Raw genomic sequence first — 25,127 nt, 5'->3', positions numbered from 1 at the left:
GCGTCAATCCGCCACCGCCCCGAATATCTCGGCATGGCGCTTTTCGGCGTAACGGTCGGTCATCCCCGCGATGAAATCGGCGATGTGGCGGCTGCGATCGGGTTCGCCGGTCACGCACTCATCGCGCCATTCACCCGGCATCAGCGCGGGATCGGCCTGATAAGCGGCGAACAGGTCGGTGACGATCACCCTCGCCCGGTCGGCAGCAGCCAATTGTTCGGGATGATGATAGAGGCTGGCATACATGAAACGCTTGAGATCACGCTCTTGCGCCGCCAGTTCGGGCGAGAAGGCAACCAGCGTGCGGCCCAGCGCGCGCACATCCTCCACCGTCCGCACCCCCGATTCTGCGATATTGGCGCGGGTCGCGGCGATCAGATCATTGGCCATCACGCCAATCTGTTCGCGCACCAGTTCGCGCAGCAGCCTGTCCTGCGCGACATCGGGATAGCGGGTCCGCACCCGGTCCCAGCAGCGCGCCACGAACGGCACCTCCAGCAACTGCTCCAGCACCAGCAGCCCCGCGCGCAGCCCATCGTCAATGTCGTGATTGTCATAGGCGATATCGTCGGAAATCGCCGCGAGTTGCGCCTCCAGCGAGGCATGGCTGGTCAGGTCGAGCGGGAATAAAGCGTCGAGTTCGCGCATCGCCCAGCCGGGATTGCGGATCGGCCCATTATGCTTGGCCAGCCCCTCCAGCATTTCCCAACTCAGATTGAGTCCCCGGAACCGCGGATAGGGACTTTCCAGCAGCATCAGCGTGCGCAGCGTATGGGCGTTATGATCAAAGCCGCCATGCGCCTCCATCGCCGCCTCCAGCGCATCCTCGCCAGCATGGCCAAAGGGCGGATGGCCAATGTCGTGGGCCAGGCACAAAGCCTCGGTCAGATCCTCGTTCAGCCCCAGCGTCCGCGCGGTGGTGCGGCCGATCTGCGCAACCTCCAGACTGTGGGTCAGGCGGACGCGGAAATGATCGCCATCGGGCGACACAAATACCTGCGTCTTGTGGCGCAGGCGACGAAATGCGATCGAATGGATGATGCGATCCCGATCCCGCTGGAACATGTCGCGCGGGCCGCGCACCTCGCCCCCCTCTTCGGGGTGGAGGCGGCCACGGCTGGCGGCGGGATGGCAGGCATAGGAAGCAAGGGTCGTCATGGGACGCCGCTCTACTCGCCGCTCAGCCTTTCGACCACCTCTCCGGCATCACTTTGCCAGGCAAAAACATCTGCACCCTCGTCCTTCAGCTTGGTTTCGAGCGTCCTGGCGCGGGTGAAGCTGGCGAAAGGACCGACGACCAGACGATTGGTCCGGCCCCAACTGGCGATCCAGGCGCTTTGCGGGGCCAGTTCGTCATATTTCTTGCGCAGCGCCTTCAGCGTGAATGCCAGCGCGCTCTTGTTCGCGCCGGTCGCGATCTGAAGCCAGTTGCGTGACGGATTGTCGGCCAGCCGCTTCTTTTCCTCCGCCTCCTTCTTCGCCTTCGCGTCGGCTTCCGCCTTGGCCTTGGCTGCGGCGGCTTTCTTCACCTTTTCGGCAGCCGCCAGACGCTCGGCGCGGCGCGCGGCCTGCATTTTCTCGATCTCGGCCAGATCGACGGCCGCGACGGTGGGCCGCCGTTCCGCTTCCGGCACATCGATGGCGCGGATGATGTCGGCCAGGGTGCGGGTCGCCTGCGGATCAGGCTGAGGCGGCGGCGCGGGCGGAGTGGGCTGCACAACAGGCGAAGCAGCGGGCGTCGATGCCGGTGCGGAAGCCTGGGCCAGCGCGGTGGCATTATTCGGTACCGTGGTTGCAGGCTGGCTGGCGGCAGGTGCCGCGGTCCGCGGCGTGTCGAGCGATTCAAGACCGGGCGCTGGCGGCCCCTGTACCTGCGGCGTGGCGGCGGCAAGCTGCCGTGGTGGAGCAGACTGGGTCGGGACCGGTGCGCCGGGCGTCGGCTGGACCATCTGCACCTGCGCCGGTGCGGGTGTGGGTGCCGGTGTCGGTTGGACGGTTTGCGGCGCAGGCTGCTGCGGGGTGGGCGCAGAACTCGGTGTGGGCGCTGGAGTTGGGGTGGGCGTCGGTGCCGGCGTCGGTTGAACCGTCGCCGTTCGCGGCGTTTCGGCCCGCGCCAGCCGCGTTGCTTCGCGGCGCTGGCGCTGCTGTTCGGCACGACGCGTGCGGCGATCCTGCGCCGGGCTGGTCGGAGCGGCCGCCACGGTGACCGGCGGTGTTGCCTTGGTTGCAACCGGCTGGCTGTAGCCGGGAGCCGGAGGCGTCGGCACGATCGCAGCGATGGTGGTGCCGACCTGCGCCGGGAAATGCCCGAAATGAATCGCAGCAGCCTTCTGCGCTGGGGTCAGATAGGGCATTTTGCGCAGATAGGGCATCATCGCGGCGGCGAGTTGCGGCGGCATGGTCTGCTCGGCTATCTTCTGCGCTTCAGCCTGCCGGTTGTTCATCGCCAATATGAATACGCGCGATCGCCATGCCGCGCGATCGCTCTTGTAGAATAGCGGCTGCATAACCTTGTCCGACGCATCGATCTGCCCGGCTATCCCCAATGACGATGCATAGCGGCGAATCAGTTCCGCATCGTCGGGCGTGCGTTGCAGCGCCGCCTGATAATCGCGCTGTGCCCCGGCCTGATCCCCGGTCATGTCGCGCGCCAGCCCGCGATCAGCCAGGATCGTCGCGTCGGGATAGCCCAGCCGCGCCGCCTGATCGAACAGGCGCAGCGCTTCGCCGGGATTTTGCAGCTTCAACATCACCCGCCCCAGCCCGGCCTTGATCCGGCCATTACCGCTGGCGATCGCATCGGCGCGGGCAAAGAAGCCGGTGGCGGCGCGCGGGTCGTCCAACGCCAAGGCCGCCTCCCCCGCGCCGATCAGCGCCGCCACATCGCGCGGATTGGTGGACAGACGGGCAAGGTAGCTGTTGAGGTCGGCCGCATCTGGCGGACGGACCAGCTGCGATTGGTCAACCTGCGCGAATGCGCCGCCCGGAAGCATCAGCGCGGCAATTATCCAGGGAAGAGAGCGTTTCACACCCGTGCCTTAACCGATGCCGCCATGAATGGGAAATGACCGCCAACGAAAAAGCGCGCCCGGTTGCCTTGTGGGACCGACGGCGCGCTTCTGGTGGAGCAGATGCCCCGGCAAGCGGATCGCTTACTGGTTGTTCTGGCGATTGAGGAAGCGCGGAATGTCCATCCCCGGCGCGCCTTCGTCGGCGGCAGGCGACTTTTCCGTACCGCGGGTCAGGCCGGCCATCCGCTCGAACAGGGTGCCGCCCGATGCGACACGCGGCGCTGGCTCTGCTGGCGGGGGCGGAGCTGCACTTTCCGCGCCGAGGACCAGTTCATCCTCTGCCGGGTCATCGTCCGAAAAGACAGCGACCGGGCGCGGCGCAGCGAACGGCGCGGGCGCGGCGGCTGCCACCGGCGCGGGGGCCGGCGCTTCGGGGACGTCAAGTTCCAGCGTTTCCGGTTCAGGTGCTGGCGCGGGAGCCGCCTGTGGCGCGGGCGCGGGTGCAGCGGCCTTGGGCGCTGCCGACTGGGGCACCGACACCGCAGGGCGGCTGGCAAAGCTGAAAGGCTGGGTCAGCGGCGCGGCATGATTGCCAACATCATTGTCGATGCCGGTCGCGACAACCGACACGCGAATCTTGCCATTCAGATTGTCGTTGAACGCGCTGCCCCAGATGATGTTCGCGTCCGGGTCCACCAGTTCGCGAATATGGTTGGCGGCTTCGTCCACTTCCATCAGGCGCATATCCTCGCCCCCGACGATCGAGACGATGACGCCCTTGGCCCCGCGCATCGACACGCCGTCGAGCAGCGGGTTGGCGATCGCCTTCTCCGCTGCCTGAAGCGCCCGACCGTCGCCTTCGGCTTCGCCGGTGCCCATCATCGCCTTGCCCATTTCGCCCATCACGGAACGCACGTCGGCAAAGTCGAGGTTGATGAGGCCGGGCATCACCATCAGGTCGGTGATGCCGCGCACGCCCTGTTGCAGCACTTCGTCCGCCATCTGGAACGCTTCCTTGAAGGTCGTGTTCGGATTGGCGATCAGGAACAAATTCTGGTTGGGAATGACGATCAGCGTATCGACATGCTTTTGCAGCTCGTCGATGCCCGATTCCGCCGACTTCATGCGGCGATTGCCTTCGAACGTGAACGGCTTGGTCACGACGCCAACGGTCAGGATGCCGCGCTCGCGCGCCGCCTTGGCGATGACGGGGGCCGCCCCGGTGCCGGTACCGCCGCCCATGCCGGCGGCGATGAAGCACATATGCGCGCCCTCCAGCGCCTGCTCGACCGACACGATCGTTTCTTCCGCAGCCGCCTTGCCGATTTCGGGACGCGATCCCGCGCCCAGACCCTCGGTGATTTGCGGGCCAAGCTGGATGCGGCGCTCGGCTGGCGAGGCGTTGAGCGCCTGCGCATCCGTATTCGCCACGATGAAGTCCACGCCCTCGACATGGGCTGCAATCATGTTCGCGATGGCATTGCCGCCCGCGCCGCCGACACCGATCACCGCGATACGCGGCTTCAGTTCATCCACATGCGGAGGGCTGATCTCAATGCTCATATATTCTGCTCCCTCAGCTTCCTCGTCAGGAAGCAACAACCGACATCAAATGTTAACACCAGAAACTGGAGTATTTCACCAGTTAATTTCGTCTTACTGTAAATTCGTTCAATAGTTGGTCTTAATCGCCCGCATCATCCGCTGCCACCATAAGGGTGCGCCCAGACGATGCACGGTTTGCGGCGCGGGCGCCATCGTGCGGAGATCAACCGGGTTGGAAGCGCCGTAAAGCGCCAGTCCCGCCAGCGTCGCGAAGGCCGGGCCACTATGCGCTTCGGGCATGGCGGACAAGCCCCTTGGCCTACCGATCCGCACAGCGCGGCCCAGCGCGCCCTGCGCATAGTCGGCAATGCCCTTCATTTCCGCGCCGCCCCCGGTCAGCACCACCTGCCGCCCGGTGGGGGAATTGAATCCCATGCCCGCCAGCGCGGCGTTCACTTCGGACATCAACTGATTGAGCCGTTCGCAGATAACGCCGACCAGCGCCGCGCGCGTGATCTTGCCCCCTTCCGCATTGGGACCGGCGCTTTGCCCCGGCAGGGCGACATCGCCATGAGGGGTTGCGATCTCGATCATCTCGCGGAAATCGCGGCGGTTCTGCATCGCCGAACCATAGAAGCATTTGATCCGCTCCGCCTGGCTGCGGCGAATGCCAAAGGCCGATGCAATATCGTCGGTAATGTCGGACGCCCCGATGGGAATGGAATGCAGACCCACCAACATTCCCCCGGCATAGAGCGACACATTGGTCACCCCCGCCCCCAACTCCACCAGCGCCACCCCCAGATCGCGTTCTTCTTCGGACAGGCACGCGAGGCCCGTGGCGATCGGCGATGCGACGATGGAATTGACGTTCAGATAGGCGCCACGCACGCACAGGTCCAGATTGGCAAGCGGCGCACCGTCGGCCAGCACGACATGAATATCCACGCCCAGCAGGTCCGCATGCATCCCCGCCGGCTTCTTGACCGGCACCTTGCCATTGATGGTGAAGCAGGTGGGTTGCGCGTGCAGCACCACGCGACCGTCCGGGTCGATGCCCTGTTGCCCGGTCGTCAGCAAATCGTCGATATCGGCCTGCTCGATGCGATAGCCGCCCATGTCGCGCTCTACCGTTACGACGTCGCTGACCAGGCTGCCGCCCGAAAAGCTGACCCACACATCCTCGATATTGGTGCCAGCGACCCGCTCTGCCTGCTCGATCGTTTCGCGCACCGCCAGTTCGGTGCGCTCCATGTCGGCGATGAAGCCGCGCCGCACGCCCCGGCTTTCGCGCTGGCCCGTGCCCAAAATCGCCAGTTCGCCCGTGTCGGTTCGCCCCGCGATCAGCGCAGACACTTTCCACGATCCGATGTCGATCGCGGTGATCAGCTTTTCGACCTTGGGCTGCGCCATGGGGCTTAGCCTTCCTCGCCCAACGGCGCGGCGCTGGCCGCGGTGTCGGCCGCATCGACCGGCCGCTCCTCGACCTTGCCCTGCGGCAGGCGCAGGACGAACCGGTCAGGATCGCGCATGTCGAATTTCACGATGCCCCGGCCCAATAGCCGGTTGACCCCGTCCATCCGTGCGAAATTGACCAGGGCAGCTGCGGAAACCTTGTCCCCTTCGGGCAATGACAGCGTCTCGCCCGACTGGAAGCGCAAATCCCAGCGGCGATTGCCGACCCAGGTGGCACCCGCCAGCATCGGCTTGAGCGCCGGGGCATTTTCCATCAGCCGATTAAGCCCTGCCGTCTGGCGATTGGCGTTGGGGCCGACCACCAGCGGCAGGTCCGGCATGGCGCTGGCCGACACGGGTTGCAGCACCACGCCCGCCACGTCGATCAGGTGCAACTGCCCGCCATGCTGCCACACCGCCACCGGATCGCGTTCGACAATGTCGACCACCAGCGTATCGGGCAGGCGGCGGGAAATGCGCGCATCCTTGACCCAGCCCAGTTTCAGCATGTCGGCGCGAACCTTGGGCAGATCGAGCGAGAGCATCGATCGATCCACCTGCCCCAGCGCGATATTATAGACCGGCAACTCGTCCATCCGCTCGACGCCGCGCACCTCGACCTTGTCGACCTCGAAACCGGCGCGCGCCGCGATCAGCGCGGCTTGTTGCTGCACCATGGCGGGCAGACCGAAGAAAATCGCGAACCCGATCAGGATCGCGGCGAAAATGCCCACGATCGTCCAGCTGGCCATGCGTTGCAGCGTAGCTTCGCTGACCGGCAGCGCCTCGATCAGTCGATCGAGCGAGGATTGACGCTTGAGCGTCCGGCCCCGACCGCCCTTGGTCGCCCTGCCCTTCGCGCTGCTCAGCCGCGCCGTGCCCCCGCGCCTGATCCGTGCTTCAGCCATGTTTCGCTCCCGCCCTGTCCGGCATCCGGGCACCTGCCAGTGCTTCATCGACAATAGTCTCTACCAGCGTGGCATAGTCAATGCCCAGCTTCGCCGCCTGTTCGGGAACCAGGCTCAGCGGCGTCATGCCCGGCTGGGTATTGACCTCCAGCAGGAACAGCCCCTCGACGCCGCGTTCATCGTCCCAGCGGAAATCGGACCGCGATGCGCCCTTGCACCCCAGCAACTGGTGCGAGCGCAACGCCAGCGCCTTGCACGCCTGCGTAATCTCGTCGGGAATGTCGGCGGGGCAGACATGTTCTGTCATGCCATCGGTATATTTGGCGTCAAAATCATAAAAGCCGCTCTTGGGCCGCAACTCCGTCACCAGCAGCGCTTCGTCGCCCAGTACGGCGGTGGTCAGTTCACGCCCGCGAATATAGGGTTCGGCCAGCAATTCGGGGAAATCCTGCCATGGCCCCACACTGTCGCGCGCGATGGGGTTGCCATAATTGCCCTCCGCCGTGACGATGGCGACGCCGACCGAACTGCCTTCGTTGACAGGCTTCAATACATAGGGACGCGGCAGCGGATCGCCCTCGAACAGGCTCTCGCTCTGCACGATATGGCCGCCGGGCATGGGAATGCCGTGCGGCACCAGCGCCTGTTTGGTCAGCTGCTTGTCGATCGCGATGACAGAAGTGGCAAGGCCCGAATGGGTGTAGGTCAGCCCCATCAGGTCCATCATCCCCTGCACGGTGCCATCCTCACCCGGCACGCCATGCAGCGCGTTGAACACAACGTCGGCTCTTGTTTCCGCCAACCGCGCCGCGACATCACGGTCCATGTCGATCCGCGTGACCCGATGCCCACGCGATTCCAGCGCCTTGGCTACACCCTCCCCGCTCATGAGGGACACGGGCCGCTCCGCCGACCAGCCGCCCATCAGGACGGCGACATGCCAGGGACCACGGGTCATGGGTAACACTCCGTCATCCCAGCGAAAGCTGGGATCTCACTGCCTTTTTGCGCCGCCAGAGAAGAAAAGCGGGATCCCAGCATCCGCTGGGATGACGGGACGAGAATGTCATACGTCACTTCACCAACCCCACGATTCCCGCTTTGGCGTCGTCGGCAAACATGCCCACCCGCTGTATTTCCCATTCCAGCTCCACGCCGCTCTTGTCCTTTACCCGCCGCCGCACTTCCTCGCCCAGCGCTTCGATGTCGGTGCTGGTCGCCTCGCCCAGATTGAGTAGGAAATTGGTGTGCTTCTCGCTCACCTGCGCGCCGCCCAGTTGCAGCCCGCGACAGCCCGCTTCGTCGACCAAAGCCCAGGCCTTGTGCCCGTCCGGGTTCTTGAAGGTCGATCCGCCGGTCTTGCTGCGCAGCGGCTGGCTTTCCTCGCGCGCGGCGGCGATGCGGTCCATTTCGGCCTGGATCGCGGCGGGTTCGCCCGGTTCGCCCCGGAACGTCGCGCTGACCACGATCGCCCCGTCGGTCAGGTTCGAATGGCGATAGGTGTAATGAAGATCGCGGTTGAGCAACGTCACCTGCTCGCCCGACCGCAGCACCACCTGGCATTCCACCAATATGTCGCGGGTCTCACGCCCGTAGGCGCCGCCATTCATCCGCACGAAACCGCCGACCGTGCCGGGGATCGAGCGGAGAAATTCAAGCCCCGCAATGCCCGCATCCCGCGCGGTCGATGACACCAATATCCCCGACGCGCCGCCGCCACAGGCGAGCGTCACCTCGTCCAGTCGCTCGACCTTTGCAAACGGCTTGCCCAGCCGCACCACCACGCCCGGCACCCCGCCATCGCGGACGATAAGGTTGGAGCCAAGGCCGAGCGCCATGACCGGCACATCGGGGTCCAGCATCGCCAGGAAATCCGACAGGTCGTCGGCATCTTTCGGCTCGAACAGCCATTGCGCCGCGCCGCCCGCCTTGAACCAGACGAGCGGGGCCAGCGGCGCATCCGCCTTCAAACTGCCGCGCACGGGCGGAAGGGCAATCGTCGCCGTCAACCGCGCATGCCCCACAACTTCATCCAGCTTTTCATCGCCGTCAGCCCCGCCTCGCCCGCCTGATTGGCGGCCATGCCTGCCTTGGCATTTTCCTGCGCCGCCTGCACCATATCGCGTGCGGCCTCCACGCCCTGCATCTGGACGTCGATCATGCGCTTCTGCATTTCCAGTCCAACCGCGAACAGTTCGAACATCAGGCCGACTCCTTGACCTTGGCGGAAACGGCAGCGGCCAGTCCCGCCGCCCATTTGGTGATGTCGCCAGCACCCAGGCAGATGACCATATCGTCCGCCTGAATGTCGGCGGCCAGTGCCGTCGCCAGCGCATCGGCGTCCGCGATGGTGGAAGCATTGCGATGCCCCCGCCGCTTCAGCCCCGCGACCAGCGCCGCGCTGTCCACGCCCTCGATCGGCTGTTCGCCAGCGGTATAGACGGGCGCGGCATAGACGATGTCGGCATCGTTGAACGCCTGCTGGAAATCATCCATCAGGTCGCGCAGCCGGGTGAAGCGATGCGGCTGGACGACGGCGATGACCCGTCCCTGCGCGCCTTCGCGGGCGGCAGCCAGCACGGCTTTGATCTCGACCGGGTGATGGCCATAATCGTCGATCACGGTGGCAACGCCGCCATCGACGGCGATCTCGCCGACCTTGGTAAAGCGCCGCTTCACCCCGCCGAACTTGGCGAAACCCGTCTGGATCGTCGCATCGTCGATCCCCATGTGCAGCGCCACGCCGATCGCCGCCATGGCGTTCAGCACATTATGGCGACCGGGCATCGGCATTTCGATCCCCTCGATCTTGCGCGTCGACCCGTCCCGCTCGCGGATCTGCACGTCGAAGCGGTTGCCGCCGGGGAAACTCACCACATTGTCGCCACGAATATCCGCCTGCGCGGAAAAGCCATAGGTAACGATCCGCCGGTCCTGCACGCGCGGCAAAATCGCCTGCACTTCGGGGTGGTCGAGACACAGCAACGCCGCGCCATAGAAAGGCACATTGCCGACGAACTCGACAAACGCATCCTTCACCCGGTCGAAACTGCCATAATGGTCCAGATGTTCGGGATCGATATTGGTGACGACCGCGATCGTGCCGTCGAGCCGCAGGAAACTGCCGTCGCTCTCGTCGGCCTCCACCACCATCCAGTCGCTATTGCCCAGCCGCGCATTGGAGCCATAGCTGTTGATGATGCCGCCATTGATGACGGTCGGGTCCACCCCGCCCGCGTCCAGCAGCGCCGCGACCATCGACGTCGTCGTGGTCTTGCCATGCGTCCCAGCCACGGCAACGGTGGATTTGAGCCGCATCAGTTCGGCCAGCATCTCCGCGCGGCGGATCACCGGCACGCGCGTTTCCAGCGCCAGTTCGACCTCCGGGTTGCCGCGCTTGATCGCGGTGGACGTCACCACCACGGCGGCATCGCCCAGATTTTCCGCCTTGTGGCCGATCATCACGCGAATGCCCTTGGCCCGCAGCCCTTCGACCACATAGCCTTCGGCCACGTCGCTGCCCTGCACATCATAGCCCAGATTGTGCATCACCTCGGCAATGCCCGACATGCCAATGCCGCCAATGCCGATGAAATGGATCGTGCCGATGTCCGTGCCGACACCCTTCATGCGATAATCTCCGAAACAATGCCGTCATCCCAGCGAAGGCTGGGATCTCTCTTTTCTTCAAGAGCGACGGAGAAAGAAGAAGCGGGATGCCAGCGTTCGCTGGCATGACGGAAGAGGGAAGCCATCAAGCAGGAACCCCCGCCAGGTTGAGCGACGTCGGCGTCGGCCCGACCCGCACCGCATCATTGACGATCGGCGCATGGCCGATGCTTTCCAGCAGGTCCGCCATGTCCCGCGCCGCATTGGGACGGCCACAGCCGCGCGCGCGCTTCGCCGCATTTTGCAAAGCACCCGGCTCCATCGCCATCTTCTGCATCTGCTTGGCCAGTTCCACTGCGGTAAAGCGCGACTGCGGAATGGTGCGCGCGCCGCCTGCCTCGGTCATTTCACGGGCATTGGCGGTCTGGTGATCGTCCATCGCGCTTGGCAACGGCACCAGTATCGCAGGCCGCCCGGCGCAGGTCAGTTCCGCCAGCGTCGACGCGCCAGCACGCGCGATCACCAGATGCGACCAGCCCAATTTCTCCGGCACATCGTTGAAATAGGTGGCAAGGTCCGCGGGGATCTCCATCTCCGCATAGGTTTTGCGTACCCGCTCAATATCCTCGGCCCGGCATTGCTGCGTCACCTGCAAGCGGCGGCGCAGCGCGACCGGCAGCATCGACAGCCCTTCCGGCACGACGCTCGACAGGATCGACGCGCCCTGGCTGCCGCCGATCACCAGCACCCGGAACACGCTCTCTTCGGTCAGCGCCGGAAAATCCTCCTCGCGCAACTGCTTCACTTCCTCGCGCACCGGATTGCCGATCAAATGCACCTTGGCGGCATATTTTTCCTTCAGCCGCTCGACCCCCGGATAGGCGGTCGCAATCGCATCGACACGACCCGCCACCAGCCGGTTGACGCGACCAAGCACCGCATTCTGTTCATGCACGGCGGTCGGCACGCCATCGGCCAGCGCGGCGAGCAGAGCCGGCATCGCCGGATAGCCGCCAAAGCCTACGACGGCGGTGGGGCGGAATGTCTCGTTCAGCCGCCGCGCCATCGCCCGGCCTGCCAGTATCGCCTTCAGTGCGCCCGGCCAGCTTTTGGGATTCTTGGTCATGCGCCCGGCAGGCAAGACATGAACCTGCGCCTTGTCGAAGATGCCGGGGATCTTCGCCCCCCGCTCATCGGTGACCAGCGCGACATGATGGCCGCGCGCCATCAGTTCCTCGGCCACGGCATGCGCTGGAATCATATGACCACCCGTCCCGCCGGCAGCGAGGACGAAGTGACGGGAAATGCTCATCGACCACTCCATTTGACGACCGTATGCCGACCCATGAAGGGGTTGCGTCGCGTGAAGGCGAGCAACAGGCCGACGCCGATGCAAAGCGCCAGCATAGAGGAGCCGCCATAGCTGATAAAGGGCAGCGTCATCCCCTTTGACGGAAATATCTGCGCATTGACGCCCATATTGATGATCGCCTGCAATCCGAACTGCGTCGTCAGGCCCGCCGCCGCCAAAATGGTGAAACTATCTTCCTCGTCCAGCAGGCGCAGCAGCACCCGCACGACGACGGCCAGATAGACCAGAGCGATGGCGATACAGGCCAGCAGCCCGAACTCTTCCCCGATCACCGAAAAGATATAGTCGGTATGCGCTTCGGGCAGGCGGAACTTGTGCTGCCCACCGCCCGGTCCCACGCCGGTAAAGCCGCCATGGGTGATGGTGCGGAAGGCCAGGTCCGTCTGATCCGGCCCGGCGCTATGATCGACGCCGATCCCCAGAAAGTCATTGATCCGCTGGCGCCCATTTTCATAGAACATATAGACCGCGACCAGCCCAGCCAGCCCCATGCCGCCCAGCGCCGCTATCCAGCGCATCGGCAGGCCCGACAGCAGCAGCAGGCAGCCCCAGCAAGCCAGGAAAATGACGGTCTGGCCAAAATCGGGCTGACGCATCAGGATCGCCGCGATCAACAGCGTCATCGCGCCGGTCAGCGGGATCACCGGCAATGTCGCATCCTTGCCGCGCAGCGACAGCAGCCAGGCCAGCGTCACGACATAGACGGGTTTCAGAAACTCCGACGGCTGAAAGCGAAATCCGGGCAGGTCGATCCAGCGCTTCGCCCCGTTCACCGTGCTGCCCAGCAACGGTACGAACAACAGCATGATAAAGAAAAAGACGCACAGAAAGGTCGCCAGCCGCCGCGCCTGCGGTCGGGGCAACATGGATATGACCAGCATGATCGGCAGGCCGATGCCGACCCACACAAGCTGGCGGTACAGATAGTTGAGCGGGTTGACCGCAACCTGCGCAGTCGACCGGTCGATCGCCGCCACCGGCGATGCCGCCGCCACCGCCACCAGACCGATCGCCATCAGCGCGACGATCAGCGACAGAAGGACGCGGTCGATTTCCCAGAACCAGATGGCGAGCGCGGTGCGTTCGCGCGGCACGGTGCGGGTGCGAAACCCCTTCACCAGTTCGCCTGCCCTAGACATGTGCCCCGTCCCTTCCCTGTTCGGCCCGTGCCATCACCCTATTCCAGCGCCCCGACCGCCGCGACAAAAGCATCGCCGCGCGCCTCGAAATCACGGAACTGGTCGAAACTGGCGCAGGCGGGCGACAGCAGCACCACGTCACCGGGCTGCGCGATCCGCGCGGCGCGGCGCACCGCGGCGCTTAGCATCTCGCTATCGTCCACCGCCATAGACCCGCGCAGCAGATCGGCGAACATATGCCCCGCCTCACCGATCGTATAGGCATGGGCGACATTGCCGAAATGCGGCACGCACTCGTCCAGATTGTCGGACTTGGCCACCCCGCCCAAAATCCAGTGGATGCGCGGCCGTCCATCGACCGGCGGCCATGCGGCGAGCGCAGGCGCGGTCGAGGCGGCATTGGTCGCCTTGCTGTCATTGACGTAGAGAACGCCATTGCGCGTGCCGACCGCCTGCATCCGATGGGGGAGGCTGGCGTAGCTGACGAGCGCATTGGCGATGGTCGCCTCATCAATGCCCAGCGCCTTGGCCACAGCAATTGCGACGGCAGCATTTTGCGCATTATGCGGGCCTTGCAGGGCTGGCCACGTCAGTTGGGCGACGGGATCAATGTCGCTCGACCCAACCTCTTTCACGTCATCCCCGCGCAGGCGGGGATCCATTTCTCCAACCTCGCCTTGGCCCATAATATCGGGAGATGGGTTCCCGCTTTCGCGGGAATCACGGAGATTTTGAGCAATCGCCCGGCTCGGTTCATCCTCCGTCGCGATCACCGCGACATGATCCGCCGACTGCATCGCAAACAGCCGCGCCTTGCTCGACACATAGCCCTCAAACCCGTCATAGCGATCGAGGTGATCGGGCGTGATGTTGAGCAGCACCGCCACATCGCAGTCCAGGCTATGCGTCAGGTCGATCTGGTAACTCGACAGTTCCAGCACATAGACGCCCGGCCCCTTCAGGTTCGGCTCCAGCGGCGGCTGGCCCAGGATCGGCAGGCCGATATTGCCCCCCATCACCGTCGGATAACCGGCCTGCTCGATGATATGGTGGATCAGCGCGGTGGTGGTCGACTTGCCGTTGGTGCCGGTGATGCCGACCACCTTGTGCGGCGGCAGCGTCGGGCGGGCGAGCGCGAACAGTTCGATGTCACCGATGATCGGCACGCCCGCCAGCTTCGCGCGCATGGTGATCGGATGGCGATTGAGCGGCACGCCCGGCGACACGACGATGCCGTCAAAGCCGCTAAGGTCGATCTCCATCGGATCGCCCAGTTCCGCCTTGCCCGCGACCGCCGCGCGCGCTTCCTCGCGCCCGTCCCACGCCACGACCCGCGCGCCGCTGGCCGACAGGCAATTGACGGTGGCAAGGCCAGACCGCGCCAGCCCCAGCACCGCATAGGTCTTGCCAGCAAAGGCGTCCGAAACGATCATCGCAGCTTCAACGTCGCAAGGCCGGCCAGCGCCAGGATGAAGGCGATGATCCAGAAACGGATCACCACGGTCGGCTCGGCCCAGCCCAGTTGCTCGAAATGATGGTGGATCGGCGCCATCTTGAACACCCGCTTGCCGGTGCGCTTGTAGAAGAACACCTGGATGATGACGCTCATCGCTTCCACCACGAACAGCCCGCCAATGATGCCCAGCACGATTTCATGATGCGCAGTCACCGCGATCACGCCGATCGTCCCGCCCAGCGCAAGGCTGCCGGTATCGCCCATGAATACAGCCGCTGGCGGCGCGTTGAACCACAGAAAGGCCAGCCCCGCGCCAATGATCGCCCCGCAAAGGATCGTCAGATTGCCCGCGCCCGGCACATGCGGGATGCCCAGATATTCGGCAAAATCCGCGCGGCCCACCAGATAGACGATCAGCATGAAGGCCAGGCAGGCGATGATGACCGGCATGGTCGCGAGGCCATCCAGGCCGTCGGTCAGGTTCACCGCATTGCCGAACGCCACGATCACGAAGGCCGCAAACAGGAAATAGAACGGCCCCAGTTCGATCGCCGGGCCATTATAGAAAGGCACATAAAGCGCGGTATTGCCGTGCTGCGACACGATCAGCCATGCGGCAAAGCCCGCGATCAGAAATTCGAATAACAGCCGCGCCTTGCCCGACAGCCCCTTGTGGCTGGCCTTGGTCACCTTGTCATAATCATCCAGAAAACCGATCGCGCCGAAACCCAGCGTCACGAACAGGCACGCCCAGACATAGATGGAACTCAGGTCCATCCATAGCAGGACCGACGCCACCATGGAGGTCAGGATCATCAGCCCGCCCATCGTCGGCGTGCCGCGCTTGGCCAGATGGGTCTGCGGCCCGTCGGTACGGATCGGCTGCCCCTTGCCCTGCCGCACGCGCAGCCAGCCAATGAATTTGGGACCGATCAGCAGGCCGATGAACAGCGCGGTAAAGATCGCCGCGCCCGCGCGGAAACTCAGGTAACGGATCAGGTTGAACCCGCCCGCAAAATCCATGGTCTGGGCAAGCCAGTAGAGCATTAGTTGGTCTCTCCGTCGCGGGCGGGTTCGCCAAGCGCCGCGACAAGGCGGGACAGCCCGATGCCGTTGGAGCCCTTGACGAGGACAGCATCGCCCGCGCGTATCTCGGTGGTCAAAAGGGTGGTGGCGCTGGCCGTGTCGGGAACGTGCACATAGGCGATGCTGCCGTCCAGCGCATCGGCCAGCGGCGCCATTTCCACGCCGACCAGGATGGCATAGTCGACCTGCCCCGCCTCCAGCGGCCCGGCCAGATCGGCGTGCAACTCAGCGCTGCGCGCGCCCAGTTCGCGCATCCCGCCCAGCACGGCAATGCGCCGGTCGGCCTGCTCGCGCCCCAATTGCTTGAGCGTTGCGGCCATGGACAGCGGGTTGGCGTTATAGCTTTCGTCGATCAGCAGCGCCTCTCCGCCCGCGACCGGCACTATGCGCCGCTCGCCGCGCCCCGGCAGGCCCGGCATTTCCGCGAGCGCCAGCCCGGCCGCCGCCAGATCACCGCCAACAGCGGAAACAGCCGCCAACACTGCCAGCGCATTGGACACCCAATGATCGCCCGGCGCTGCGACGGTAAAGCAGACTTCCGCGTCCCGCAGCTTCGCCGTCACCAGCGTCCCGCCGCCCGGCGCCGCTACGGCCTCGCGCGCATGAACGTCCGCGTCGGCGCTCATGCCAAAGGTCAGGATATTGGCCGCGTGGCGCTCCGCCCTGTTGTAGAGCAGCGCCACATGCGGACTGTCATAGGGGATGATCGCCGTGCCGCCCGGTTCCAATCCTTCGAAAATCTCCGCTTTGGCCTCGGCAATCTTCGCCTCGGTGCCGAAATATTCGATATGGGCGGGCGCGATGGCCGTGACGATCGCGACATTGGGGCGCACCTGCCGGGTCAGCGCCGCCAGTTCGCCCGCATGGTTCATCCCCATTTCGAACACGCCAAAGGCGGTATCGCGCGGCATCCGCGCCAGGCTCAGCGGCACGCCGACATGATTGTTATAGCTTTTGACGGAGCGATGCACCTGCCCCGGATGGGCGCGGTCCAGCGCCTGAAACAGCGCTTCCTTCGTGCCCGTCTTGCCAACCGACCCGGTCACGCCGATCACCTTGCCGCCCATCCGCTTGCGCGATGCCCGGCCCAATGCTTCGAGCGCTGCGGCACTGTCCTTCACCAATATATGCGGGTGATCGACCGCTTCGCTGACGATCGCCCCTGCCGCACCTTGGGCAAAGGCCTTGCCGATAAATTTGTGCCCGTCGGTCGCCTCGCCCTTCATCGCGACGAACAGATCGCCGCCGGTCACTTCGCGGCTGTCGAACGCGACGCCTGAAACGGCAAACGGCGCCGACGCGGCGCCGCCCGTTGCCTCGGCGATCTCGGCAGAGGTCCACAGGTCCGCCATCAATCGCCCCCGCCGTTCGGGCTGAGCGAAATCGAAGCCTTCCACTGAGCGGAGCGAAGTGGCCTCCCTATCGGTCGGCCGAGCCCTTCGACTTCGCTCAGGGCGAGCGGAATTGAGAACCGCATCAACCCGCGCACTCCCGCGCCACGGTCACATCGTCGAAAGGCAGCACCCGGTCGCCGATAATCTGGCCCTGCTCATGCCCCTTGCCCGCCAGCAGCACGATGTCATCCGCGCCCGCCTGCGCAATCGCCGCCGCAATCGCCGCGCGCCGCCCGCCAATTTCCTCAGCGCCAGCGGCACCCGCCATCACGGCGGCACGGATCGCGGATGGCTCCTCCGACCGTGGATTATCGTCCGTCACGATCACATGATCGGCCAGCTGTGCCGCCAACTGCCCCATCAAAGGCCGCTTGCCCGCATCGCGATCCCCGCCCGCGCCGAACAGCACGATCAGCTTGCCCTTGGTATGCGGCCGCAGCGCTTCGATTGCGGCGCGCAGGCCGTCGGGCGTATGGGCATAATCGACATAAACCGGCGCGCCCGCCTTGCTGATGACCGCGCGCTCCAGCCGACCGCGCACCGGCTGAACCCGGCCCAGCAACTCCAGCACCTTCGCCACGTCCCCGCCGGTAGCAATGACCAGGCCCGCCGCCGTCAGCGCATTGGCCGCCTGATAGGCGCCGATCAGCGGCAGATTGACCTTATATATCTTGCCGTCCGCCTCAATGCCCAGCGTCTGTCCCAATTGCGTCGGCGTGCGCGTGACGAGCCGCAGCGCTTCGCCTTTCTCGCCAACGCTCAACAGGCGCAGGCCGCGCGCGGCCACTCGCGCTATCACCTTGTCCGACCAGGCATCGTCCGCCCACACCACCGCCGCGCCATCCGACGCCACGACTTCATCGAACAGCCGCATCTTCGCGTCGAAATAGCTGTCCATGTCGCCATGATAGTCGAGATGGTCGCGCGACAGGTTGGTGAAGCCGCTCGCCAGCACCGGCAGCCCTTCGGTACGATATTGCGCCAGCCCGTGGCTCGACGCCTCGAACGCGGCATGGGTGACGCCTTCCCGTCGCAGGCCCGACATGTTCGACAGGAAAGTGACGATGTCCGGCGTGGTCAGGCCCGTCGACACCTGATCCACCGATGTCGTGACGCCCAGCGTGCCGATCGACGCGGCATGATGGCCCATCATCCGCCACAATTGCCGGGTCAGTTCGACCGTGCTGGTCTTGCCATTCGTGCCGGTGACGGCAACCGTCACATCGGGAAAGGGCGCGAAATAGCGTGCGGCAAGCTGCGCGAACAGGCGGCGCGGATTGGCGTGGGCGATATGGATCGCGCCTTCGACCCTGGCTTCTGGCCGCGCGACGACCGCGATCGCCCCCGCCTTCACAGCGTCGGCAATATAATCCTCGCCATTGACGCGCAGGCCCTGAAAGGCGCCGAACACGGTGCCGGGTGCAACCTTGCGATTGTCGATGGCAAAGCCGGTGACATTGGTGTCCAGCACCGCCCCGGCGCTCACAGCCGCGTCCAGCCCGTCGATCAGCCCGGCAAGGCGCGTCATTCGGCTTCCCCCTTGGGTTTCCACAGCAATGGCGTCAGGTCCGAAATATCGACGTCGCGGCGCTCGTCGGGCATCACGCCCAGCATCGGCCCGGTACGTTCGATCACCCGCTTGACCACCGGCGCAGCGGTCCAGGCGGCAGTGCGCAGGCCGATCGCGCTGGTCGCGCCATCCATCATGGTCAGGACGACATAGCGCGGATTATCCATCGGGAAAGCAGCAGCAAATGTCGTCACCAGCGAACTCTTATTATAGCGACCATCCTCAGGTTTCTCGGCGGAACCTGTCTTGCCGCCCACCCGGAACCCCGTGGCGTCGGCGCTACGCCCTGTACCCGCCGCAACGATCAATCGCAACAGCTGGCGCATCCGCGCGCTGGTGGCGGCGGAAAAGACGCGCTGTCCGACCGGGGCTTCGCCGGGCTTCAACTTGCGCAGCGTCGCGGGGCGGTACATGCCGCCATTGACCAGCGCGGCATAGGCGCTGGCCAGATGCAGCGGCGTCACCGCAATGCCATGGCCATAGGATACGGTCATGGTGGTGATCCGTCCCCAATTGCTCGGCCAGATCGTCCCGGCCCGCTCCTTCAGTTCGATCGGCGCGCGCTGGTCGAATTTGAGCGTGCGGAAAATCTGCTGCATCGGCGCAGCGCCCATTTCATCGGCGATCCGCGCGGTCGCGATGTTGGAGCTGTGGACCAGCGTTTCAGGCACGTTGATCCAGCGTCCCAGCGAATGATCGTCCTTGATGCGGAACCCGCCGATGGAGATCGGCGCGGTCGCGTCATAACGCTTGCTCATCGACGTCACGATGCCATGGTCCATGGCCGCCCCGATCGAGATCGGCTTGAAGGTCGATCCCAGTTCGTAACGGGCCTGCACCATCCGGTTGCATAGCGGTGACTCGCTGCACGATTTGCCCGCATAATTTTGCAGCTTGTTGGGGTCGAACACGGGGATGGAGGCCATGGCGATCACTTCGCCCGTATTGGCGTCCAATATGATGCCGCCCGCGCCCTTGGCATGTTGCGTGACCATCTGGGCGTAAAGCTCGCTTTCCAGCGCGCCCTGCACCCGGCTGTCGATGGAAATGGCAAAGGGCTGGCCGCGCAGCGCCGCATCGGTCAGCCGATCGTTGAACGCAGCCTCCACGCCCATGCCCCCGACCCCGTCGGCATTGGGCGCAAAGCCCAGCACATGCGCGGCAAGCGTGCGCTGCGGGTAGAGCCGCTCCTTCTCGCGCGGGAATTCGATGCCGATTTCGCCCAGCGCATTCACCGCCGCCACCTGCTCAGGCAAGGCCCGGCGACGCAGATAGGCCCAGCCACGGCCGGTCAGCTTCTTGTAAAAGACCGCCTCGGCCTCATCGGGAAAAATCTCGTGCAGCTTGCGCGCCAGTTCGGCCGGTTCGCCGATCAGCTTGGACGGGCGCACCGCCACCGAATAGGCGTCCATCGTCCGCGCCAGCGGCACGCCGTTGCGATCGACTATGTCGGCGCGGGCCGGCAGGAACGCCGACAGGGCGTCGTCGCCCGTTCCGCTGTGCGCGAACACGCCGACCCACAGCAGCCGGCCGACCAGCACCATCGTCACCGCCATGAACAGGATCAGCAGCAGCATCAGCCGGTGATGGGCAATGGCGGTCAGGCTGACCCGTTGCCGCCCCGCCCGCGCCACGCCCGGCTGAACGATGATCGTCGCCATATCAGCGCGCTCCCTTCTTGCGCTCGCGCGCCGCCGTCGCGCTCAGTTCGCCCAGCGTATTGTCGTCCAGCAGCTTGGCGTCCAGCATCGCCATGCGTTCGGCCTTGCGCGCCACCGGATTGGGCCTCGACACATCGGCGTCGACCTTCGCCTGCACCGCAGGCGTGCGCGGCGCGGGCTTGGCCAGTTTCTCGACATTGTCGGCGGCGTGCGCCTCGCGAATCACGGCGATGTCGCTGCGGATCTGGGTGGCGGCGGGGCTGGCGGGCGCCGCCTGCGGAGCGGACGGCAGGTCAGCGGGGGTTTCCACCATCGCCACCATCACCGGCGGCGCGACATAGTCTGGGCCGTTGGGCTGCACCCCGTCCAGCTGCGCCAGCGCGCGTTCGCCCGCCAGATATTGGCCAGCGGTCGGCGTGCCGTACATGAAATCATGCTGGTTCCAGCTTTCCAGCTGCCGCATCGACGCGCGCGCGCTGAATTCCGTCTCCAGATAGCGAATATCCCCCTTCGCCCGCGCAATTTGCATCCGCACCTGCATCAACTCGTTGCGCTCGGTCGCGACCTTGAGCGACACCAGATAGGCGCCCAGCGCGCCCAGCGCGACCAGCAATACCCAGATCAGGCTCTGCAACCTTTTGACGGCGATCATGCGCGGGGACTCCCGGAGGACGAAACAGGGGCAGATGTACGCACGGCGCTGCGCAGCGTGGCCGATCGGGCGCGGGGGTTGCGCGCCAGTTCCGCCTCGCCCGCGCGCACCGCCTTGGCGGGCTTGGCAAAGGTCGGCGCATCGGCGGCGCGCTTTTCGGGCATGTGCCGCGACCAGCCGCCTTCCCCGCCGCTGCGGTTGCGCAGGAACTGCTTGACGATGCGGTCCTCCAGGCTGTGAAAGCTGACGATGGCCAGACGCCCGCCTTCCTCCAGCAGCGCCTCGGCCGCCTCCAGCGCGCGCTCCAGTTCCTCCAGTTCGCGATTCACATGGATGCGGATCGCCTGAAAGGCGCGGGTTGCAGGGTCTTTCTTGTCATGCGGCTTGTGGCTCAGCGCGCGGCGGATGACATGGGCCAGCTGCCCGGTCCGCTCCAGCGGGCGCGCCTCGACAATCGCGCGGGCGACGCGCCGCGAACGTGGCTCCTCGCCATAGCGGTAGAGGATGTTGGCGATCTCCTCTTCCGGCGCGTTGTTCAGGAAATCGGCCGCGCTCATCCCGTCCTGGCTCATGGTCATGAGCAGGGGGCCATCGGACTGGAAGGAAAAGCCACGGTCGGCCCGGTCCAGCTGCATCGAGGATACGCCAATGTCGAGCGTGATGCCCGACACCTTGTCGATCCCGCGTTCCGCCAGCAATTCCGCCATGCGCGAAAATTCGCCCGCGATCAGCGTGATGCCATGTGCATCGGCAACCGCCTGGCCTTCGCGGATCGCATCGGGGTCGCGATCCAGCGCATAGACCGTCGCCCCTGCCTTCGCCATGGCGCGCGAATAGCCGCCCGCGCCGAACGTGCCGTCCACATGAATCTCGCCAGGGGTGATGGCAAGAGCATGGAGCACTTCGTCGAGCAGCACGGGGATGTGCGGGGCGGTATCAGCGTCAGGCAGGCTCACTTGCCGCCCTCCGCTGCGCGCGCGTCGAGCCAGCGCTTCACCTTGTTGCGGATCAGCGCCGGGCGATCGGGGCTTTCCACAAGGGCTTCGGGCTTCCAGATCTGGAAATAGCGGCCCACGCCATAGAAAAACGCCACGTCGGTGATGCCCGCTTCTTCCTTGATATCGGGGTGGAGGAAGAAGCGGCCGCCATCATCGAAATTGACGTCCTCGATCGTGCCGAGACGATTTTCGCGTTCCAGATCGCCGTTGAAGGGCCGGTTCGCCTCGCGCGCCAGCCGTTCCAGTTCAGCGACTTCATCGAACAGGAAACGCTTGTGGGACAGGCCAAAGCCGGTGGCGCAGCCATTGTCCATGTGGACGGACAGGCACAGGCGATTTTCATCGCCGCTCGCCTGGCGAACCAGCTTGCGCATCTCCAGGGGCAACACGAAACGGCCCTTGCCGTCCGCGACGCTGAACGCGTTGCCCGAATAGAGAATGACATCCGACACGCTGGAAATTCGCCCCTTTCATGCGGGGCACAGGCCACCCGTCGCCGGAATCACTGGAATGACATCCGGCACGCAGGAATCGCCAACACCTGATTAACCCCAATTGCTGATTACCTACCAAGCAAGGGGCCAACTGAAAAGGGAAAAGTCGGGAGAAAGTGGGCTGAGCTGTTAGAAACTGGGTCTAACGGATTTTCCTCGGCTTTTCCAGCATATTTTCATGATTTGTTCTCATTCTCCTCATTGTTCAACTCGCTGTTCAGTCCGGCGGAACAGCACCATTCCCAGGATCGCCCATCCCGTCCCAAAGATCAGCGCCCAGCGTAGCCCTGTCACCACGTCGCCAGCCTCGCGAAACCAGTGCCGCCCTTGTGCAATCGAAACACCCAGCCATTGCCCGACCAATGCGGGCGTATCCGCTGCCCAGACACGCGGATCGAGCGGACCGGCCGGATCGGCGAGCCAGAGCCGGTCGTCGATCAGGTCGGCATCACCCACCAGTACGACGCGCCCCTGCCCGATCCGGCAGCGCATGATTGCGCCGCGCGGCGGGACGCAGCCCGGCTGCCTCCCTGTAAATGCCTGCGTCCCGGACAGGGTGACAAGCTGCCCATCATCCAGAAAGTGGCGCGTCTCCGCCTCGTCCAGCACGCCCGGCTCAACGCCCCAATGCGCCAGCAGCGGCGGCAGCAGACTGACCGATGGCGCGCGCCGACGGTCGCCGGGCGGCAGCGTGGTCGGCCAGCGCAACAGCGGATCGGCCAGCACCAGCGCCGTGCCGCCTGCCCGTACCCAGGCGTCGACGGCCACCAGTTCCTCCGCCGTCATCGCGCGCGGCTGGGCCAGCAGCAAGGCGCGCGCGCCCGATCCGGCCAATGCGCGCGGATCATCCAGCGGTCGCACCGTGAAGCGCGTTCGCAGCACAGTGATGATCGGCGCGTCGGCGCGCGCCCCTTCGGCCCAGAATAGCGGCAGCGCCGTGATCACCGCCAGCACGGGCCGGTCGGCCACCGCCGTCAACGGTTGCGACGGACCGCGCCAGGCCAGCAACCCGGCCAGCACAAGCAGCCCGACAGCGATCAATCTTGTCCCGCCTTCGCGCAGCCCGCGACTGCCGAACCCCGCCAGCAGCGTCATAATCAGCAATCCCACAGCCGCCCAAAGATCGGGCGGACGCGCCGCGGCTATCGTGCAGAAAATCAGCGCCGCCCCGGTCGCGCCGATCGCGATCCATAGCAACCACCGCCACAGATTTTTCGCCAGCAACTGCCCCATCAGCGCCACCATCAGCGCAGCGGGCAAGGCCCATGTCCATGGATCGGCCTGCCCGCCCGATCGCCAGGCGCGCACCAACCCCGCCACCAACGCCGCAACAACGGGCAGAAACAGAGTCAGAAAGATCGTCAGGCGGCGCGGCACCTTCACCCGCCCATCATTCAACGCGGCTGCGGATCGCGGTCCATCGGCTTGCGCAGATTGGGATCGGGCTGAAGATCGGGCACGACCGGCGCCTGATCGGGCACCACCGGCGCCTGCTCCGGCGCGGGCTGCACGCCCAGTTCAGCGAGTGGATCCTTGGGCGACACGACATTGGTGGGGGCAGTGGACAATGTCGGCACCACTGGCGGCGGCAGCGCGGCATCGTCCTTCCGCGCCTTGTCGATGACGATATTGGCCAGACCCACCAGCAACACGACACCTGCCAGACCGGTCAGCCCGATCTGAACGCGCTGCAACCCTTCCAGTCGGCGGGGTGTTTCAGCCATGCCTGCGCTCATTTGTACATCGCCGCGACCCGTGTCGGCGCTCATGCAGTCTGCGCCAGCCAGGGAAAGACCGTCAAGCCCTTAGATTCAAGCCATTGCCGGTTGTATAGCGTCGACAGATAGCGAAAGCCTGTATCGCACAGGATCGTCGCGATCCGCTTCCCCGGACCCAATTGCCGCGCCAGCGCCACCGCGCCCGCGACGTTGATGCCTGACGACAGGCCCAGGCACAGCCCTTCCTCCGCCAGCAGGCGACGGACCCACTCCAGCCCTTCCTCGTCGGAAATGCGGAACTGCGTGTCGATCGGCGCGCCTTCCAGATTGGCGGTGATCCGGCCCTGCCCGATCCCTTCGGCAACGGAGCTACCCTCCGCCTTCAGTTCGCCACAGGCATAATATTGATACAGGGCCGCGCCGTGCGGATCGCTCAGCGCAATGGTGATGGCCTCATCCTTGGCCTTGAGGCCCAACCCCACGCCCGCAATCGTGCCGCCCGTGCCCGCAGCGCAGGTAAAGCCGTCGATCCGGCCTTCCATCTGGGTCCAGATTTCCTCGGCAGTGCCGACGATATGCGCCTTGCGATTGGCGATATTGTCGAACTGGTTGGCCCAGATCGCGCCTTCCGTCTCCTCCGCCAGCCTGCGCGAGGTGTGGACGAAATGCCCCGGATTGGAATAGGGCGCCGCGGGCACCGTCACCAGTTCCGCTCCCAGCGCGCGCAGCGTGTCCATCTTCTCGCGGCTCTGGGTTTCGGGCATGACGATGATCGTCTTGTACCCCTTGGCATTGGCGACCAGCGCGAGGCCGATGCCGGTATTGCCCGCCGTCCCTTCGACGATGGTGCCGCCGGGCTTCAGCAGCCCCCTCTCCTCGGCATCATTGACGATGAACAGCGCAGCGCGGTCCTTCACCGACGCACCGGGATTGGCAAATTCGCACTTGGCGAAAATATCGCAGCCCGTCGCAGCGGAGGGACCGGCAAGGCGCACCATCGGCGTATTGCCGATCAGCGCGAGACTATTGGATTGTAGCAGCATGGCGCACGCATAGCGG

Annotated in this window: 22 protein-coding genes; all 22 read right to left on the bottom strand. The window is 65.2% G+C overall.

Going from position 1 to position 25,127, the window contains the following annotated elements:
* Window positions 1-3 precede the first annotated feature (3 nt).
* On the bottom strand, window positions 4-1,158 hold the full coding sequence (locus IWY39_RS16610) for a deoxyguanosinetriphosphate triphosphohydrolase (protein WP_107123708.1): 1,155 nt from the start codon (window positions 1,156-1,158) through the stop codon (window positions 4-6).
* An 11-nt stretch (window positions 1,159-1,169) separates the two neighbouring features.
* The gene (locus IWY39_RS16605) at window positions 1,170-2,993 is read right to left on the bottom strand and encodes an SPOR domain-containing protein (RefSeq protein ID WP_107123709.1); all 1,824 of its coding nucleotides are present in this window, start codon (window positions 2,991-2,993) and stop codon (window positions 1,170-1,172) included.
* Between the two features lie 159 nt (window positions 2,994-3,152).
* On the bottom strand, window positions 3,153-4,574 hold the full coding sequence (gene ftsZ / locus IWY39_RS16600; RefSeq protein ID WP_017184133.1) for a cell division protein FtsZ: 1,422 nt from the start codon (window positions 4,572-4,574) through the stop codon (window positions 3,153-3,155).
* Window positions 4,575-4,682: 108 nt separating this feature from the next.
* Window positions 4,683-5,969, bottom strand: a complete 1,287-nt coding sequence (gene ftsA, locus IWY39_RS16595; protein ID WP_017184132.1) for a cell division protein FtsA — start codon at window positions 5,967-5,969, stop codon at window positions 4,683-4,685.
* A 5-nt stretch (window positions 5,970-5,974) separates the two neighbouring features.
* Window positions 5,975-6,919, bottom strand: coding sequence for a cell division protein FtsQ/DivIB (locus IWY39_RS16590; RefSeq protein ID WP_017184131.1), 945 nt, complete (start codon window positions 6,917-6,919; stop codon window positions 5,975-5,977).
* Window positions 6,912-7,877, bottom strand: coding sequence for a D-alanine--D-alanine ligase (locus IWY39_RS16585; protein WP_107123710.1), 966 nt, complete (start codon window positions 7,875-7,877; stop codon window positions 6,912-6,914). Before IWY39_RS16585 ends, IWY39_RS16590 begins: the two co-directional genes overlap by 8 nt.
* A gap of 115 nt (window positions 7,878-7,992) precedes the next feature.
* Window positions 7,993-8,943, bottom strand: coding sequence for a UDP-N-acetylmuramate dehydrogenase (gene murB, locus IWY39_RS16580; protein WP_107123711.1), 951 nt, complete (start codon window positions 8,941-8,943; stop codon window positions 7,993-7,995).
* Entirely contained in the window at window positions 8,925-9,122 is a 198-nt protein-coding gene (locus tag IWY39_RS16575; protein WP_017184128.1) for a hypothetical protein, read from the bottom strand. Before IWY39_RS16575 ends, murB begins: the two co-directional genes overlap by 19 nt.
* The gene (gene murC / locus IWY39_RS16570; protein WP_017184127.1) at window positions 9,122-10,549 is read right to left on the bottom strand and encodes a UDP-N-acetylmuramate--L-alanine ligase; all 1,428 of its coding nucleotides are present in this window, start codon (window positions 10,547-10,549) and stop codon (window positions 9,122-9,124) included. Before murC ends, IWY39_RS16575 begins: the two co-directional genes overlap by 1 nt.
* Window positions 10,550-10,673: 124 nt before the next feature.
* A complete protein-coding gene (gene murG, locus IWY39_RS16565; RefSeq protein WP_107123712.1) occupies window positions 10,674-11,840 on the bottom strand; it encodes an undecaprenyldiphospho-muramoylpentapeptide beta-N-acetylglucosaminyltransferase in 1,167 nt (388 codons plus the stop codon).
* Complete coding sequence (gene ftsW, locus IWY39_RS16560) at window positions 11,837-13,039, bottom strand: putative lipid II flippase FtsW (protein ID WP_026149384.1); 1,203 nt, start codon at window positions 13,037-13,039, stop codon at window positions 11,837-11,839. Before ftsW ends, murG begins: the two co-directional genes overlap by 4 nt.
* Window positions 13,040-13,077: 38 nt before the next feature.
* Window positions 13,078-14,472 carry a UDP-N-acetylmuramoyl-L-alanine--D-glutamate ligase gene (gene murD / locus IWY39_RS16555; protein ID WP_107123713.1) on the bottom strand — a complete coding sequence of 465 codons (1,395 nt, stop codon included), beginning with the start codon at window positions 14,470-14,472 and terminating at the stop codon, window positions 13,078-13,080.
* Window positions 14,469-15,542, bottom strand: coding sequence for a phospho-N-acetylmuramoyl-pentapeptide-transferase (mraY, locus tag IWY39_RS16550; protein WP_017184123.1), 1,074 nt, complete (start codon window positions 15,540-15,542; stop codon window positions 14,469-14,471). The genes murD and mraY overlap by 4 nt, the downstream gene beginning before the upstream one ends.
* Complete coding sequence (locus tag IWY39_RS16545) at window positions 15,542-16,933, bottom strand: UDP-N-acetylmuramoyl-tripeptide--D-alanyl-D-alanine ligase (RefSeq protein WP_107123775.1); 1,392 nt, start codon at window positions 16,931-16,933, stop codon at window positions 15,542-15,544. Before IWY39_RS16545 ends, mraY begins: the two co-directional genes overlap by 1 nt.
* 124 nt (window positions 16,934-17,057) lie before the next feature.
* The gene (locus IWY39_RS16540; protein ID WP_107123715.1) at window positions 17,058-18,503 is read right to left on the bottom strand and encodes a UDP-N-acetylmuramoyl-L-alanyl-D-glutamate--2,6-diaminopimelate ligase; all 1,446 of its coding nucleotides are present in this window, start codon (window positions 18,501-18,503) and stop codon (window positions 17,058-17,060) included.
* Window positions 18,500-20,206: a peptidoglycan D,D-transpeptidase FtsI family protein gene (locus IWY39_RS16535; RefSeq protein WP_107123716.1), complete on the bottom strand. Its 1,707-nt coding sequence runs from the start codon at window positions 20,204-20,206 to the stop codon at window positions 18,500-18,502. The genes IWY39_RS16540 and IWY39_RS16535 overlap by 4 nt, the downstream gene beginning before the upstream one ends.
* Window position 20,207: 1 nt before the next feature.
* Window positions 20,208-20,858, bottom strand: a complete 651-nt coding sequence (locus IWY39_RS16530; protein ID WP_019051524.1) for a hypothetical protein — start codon at window positions 20,856-20,858, stop codon at window positions 20,208-20,210.
* Entirely contained in the window at window positions 20,855-21,814 is a 960-nt protein-coding gene (gene rsmH / locus IWY39_RS16525; protein WP_107123717.1) for a 16S rRNA (cytosine(1402)-N(4))-methyltransferase RsmH, read from the bottom strand. Before rsmH ends, IWY39_RS16530 begins: the two co-directional genes overlap by 4 nt.
* Window positions 21,811-22,308 (bottom strand): division/cell wall cluster transcriptional repressor MraZ, encoded by a 498-nt coding sequence (locus tag IWY39_RS16520; RefSeq protein ID WP_107123718.1) that lies wholly within the window; start codon window positions 22,306-22,308, stop codon window positions 21,811-21,813. Before IWY39_RS16520 ends, rsmH begins: the two co-directional genes overlap by 4 nt.
* A gap of 240 nt (window positions 22,309-22,548) precedes the next feature.
* A complete protein-coding gene (locus tag IWY39_RS16515) occupies window positions 22,549-23,748 on the bottom strand; it encodes a DUF4350 domain-containing protein (RefSeq protein ID WP_107123719.1) in 1,200 nt (399 codons plus the stop codon).
* The gene (locus tag IWY39_RS16510; RefSeq protein WP_026002570.1) at window positions 23,745-24,074 is read right to left on the bottom strand and encodes a hypothetical protein; all 330 of its coding nucleotides are present in this window, start codon (window positions 24,072-24,074) and stop codon (window positions 23,745-23,747) included. The genes IWY39_RS16515 and IWY39_RS16510 overlap by 4 nt, the downstream gene beginning before the upstream one ends.
* A gap of 41 nt (window positions 24,075-24,115) precedes the next feature.
* Window positions 24,116-25,111, bottom strand: a complete 996-nt coding sequence (locus IWY39_RS16505) for a cysteine synthase A (protein ID WP_017184114.1) — start codon at window positions 25,109-25,111, stop codon at window positions 24,116-24,118.
* Between the last annotated feature and the right edge of the window lie 16 nt (window positions 25,112-25,127).

Origin of the sequence: Sphingobium sp. JAI105, from assembly GCF_015752145.1 — a bacterium.
GTDB lineage: Bacteria > Pseudomonadota > Alphaproteobacteria > Sphingomonadales > Sphingomonadaceae > Sphingobium > Sphingobium xenophagum.
The sequence above is the reverse complement of the archived record's forward strand: the minus strand, read 5'-3'. Positions and strand labels throughout refer to the sequence as shown.

Coding starts and splice junctions, on each gene's coding strand:
- IWY39_RS16610 (WP_107123708.1), bottom strand. CDS start 1,158: ATGACGACCCTTGCTTCCTATGCCTGCCATCCCGCCGCCAGCCGTGGC.
- IWY39_RS16605 (WP_107123709.1), bottom strand. CDS start 2,993: ATGCTTCCGGGCGGCGCATTCGCGCAGGTTGACCAATCGCAGCTGGTC.
- ftsZ (WP_017184133.1), bottom strand. CDS start 4,574: ATGAGCATTGAGATCAGCCCTCCGCATGTGGATGAACTGAAGCCGCGT.
- ftsA (WP_017184132.1), bottom strand. CDS start 5,969: ATGGCGCAGCCCAAGGTCGAAAAGCTGATCACCGCGATCGACATCGGA.
- IWY39_RS16590 (WP_017184131.1), bottom strand. CDS start 6,919: ATGGCTGAAGCACGGATCAGGCGCGGGGGCACGGCGCGGCTGAGCAGC.
- IWY39_RS16585 (WP_107123710.1), bottom strand. CDS start 7,877: ATGACCCGTGGTCCCTGGCATGTCGCCGTCCTGATGGGCGGCTGGTCG.
- IWY39_RS16575 (WP_017184128.1), bottom strand. CDS start 9,122: ATGTTCGAACTGTTCGCGGTTGGACTGGAAATGCAGAAGCGCATGATC.
- murC (WP_017184127.1), bottom strand. CDS start 10,549: ATGAAGGGTGTCGGCACGGACATCGGCACGATCCATTTCATCGGCATT.
- murG (WP_107123712.1), bottom strand. CDS start 11,840: ATGAGCATTTCCCGTCACTTCGTCCTCGCTGCCGGCGGGACGGGTGGT.
- ftsW (WP_026149384.1), bottom strand. CDS start 13,039: ATGTCTAGGGCAGGCGAACTGGTGAAGGGGTTTCGCACCCGCACCGTG.
- murD (WP_107123713.1), bottom strand. CDS start 14,472: ATGATCGTTTCGGACGCCTTTGCTGGCAAGACCTATGCGGTGCTGGGG.
- mraY (WP_017184123.1), bottom strand. CDS start 15,542: ATGCTCTACTGGCTTGCCCAGACCATGGATTTTGCGGGCGGGTTCAAC.
- IWY39_RS16545 (WP_107123775.1), bottom strand. CDS start 16,933: ATGGCGGACCTGTGGACCTCTGCCGAGATCGCCGAGGCAACGGGCGGC.
- IWY39_RS16540 (WP_107123715.1), bottom strand. CDS start 18,503: ATGACGCGCCTTGCCGGGCTGATCGACGGGCTGGACGCGGCTGTGAGC.
- IWY39_RS16535 (WP_107123716.1), bottom strand. CDS start 20,206: ATGGCGACGATCATCGTTCAGCCGGGCGTGGCGCGGGCGGGGCGGCAA.
- IWY39_RS16530 (WP_019051524.1), bottom strand. CDS start 20,858: ATGATCGCCGTCAAAAGGTTGCAGAGCCTGATCTGGGTATTGCTGGTC.
- IWY39_RS16510 (WP_026002570.1), bottom strand. CDS start 24,074: ATGGCTGAAACACCCCGCCGACTGGAAGGGTTGCAGCGCGTTCAGATC.
- IWY39_RS16505 (WP_017184114.1), bottom strand. CDS start 25,111: ATGCTGCTACAATCCAATAGTCTCGCGCTGATCGGCAATACGCCGATG.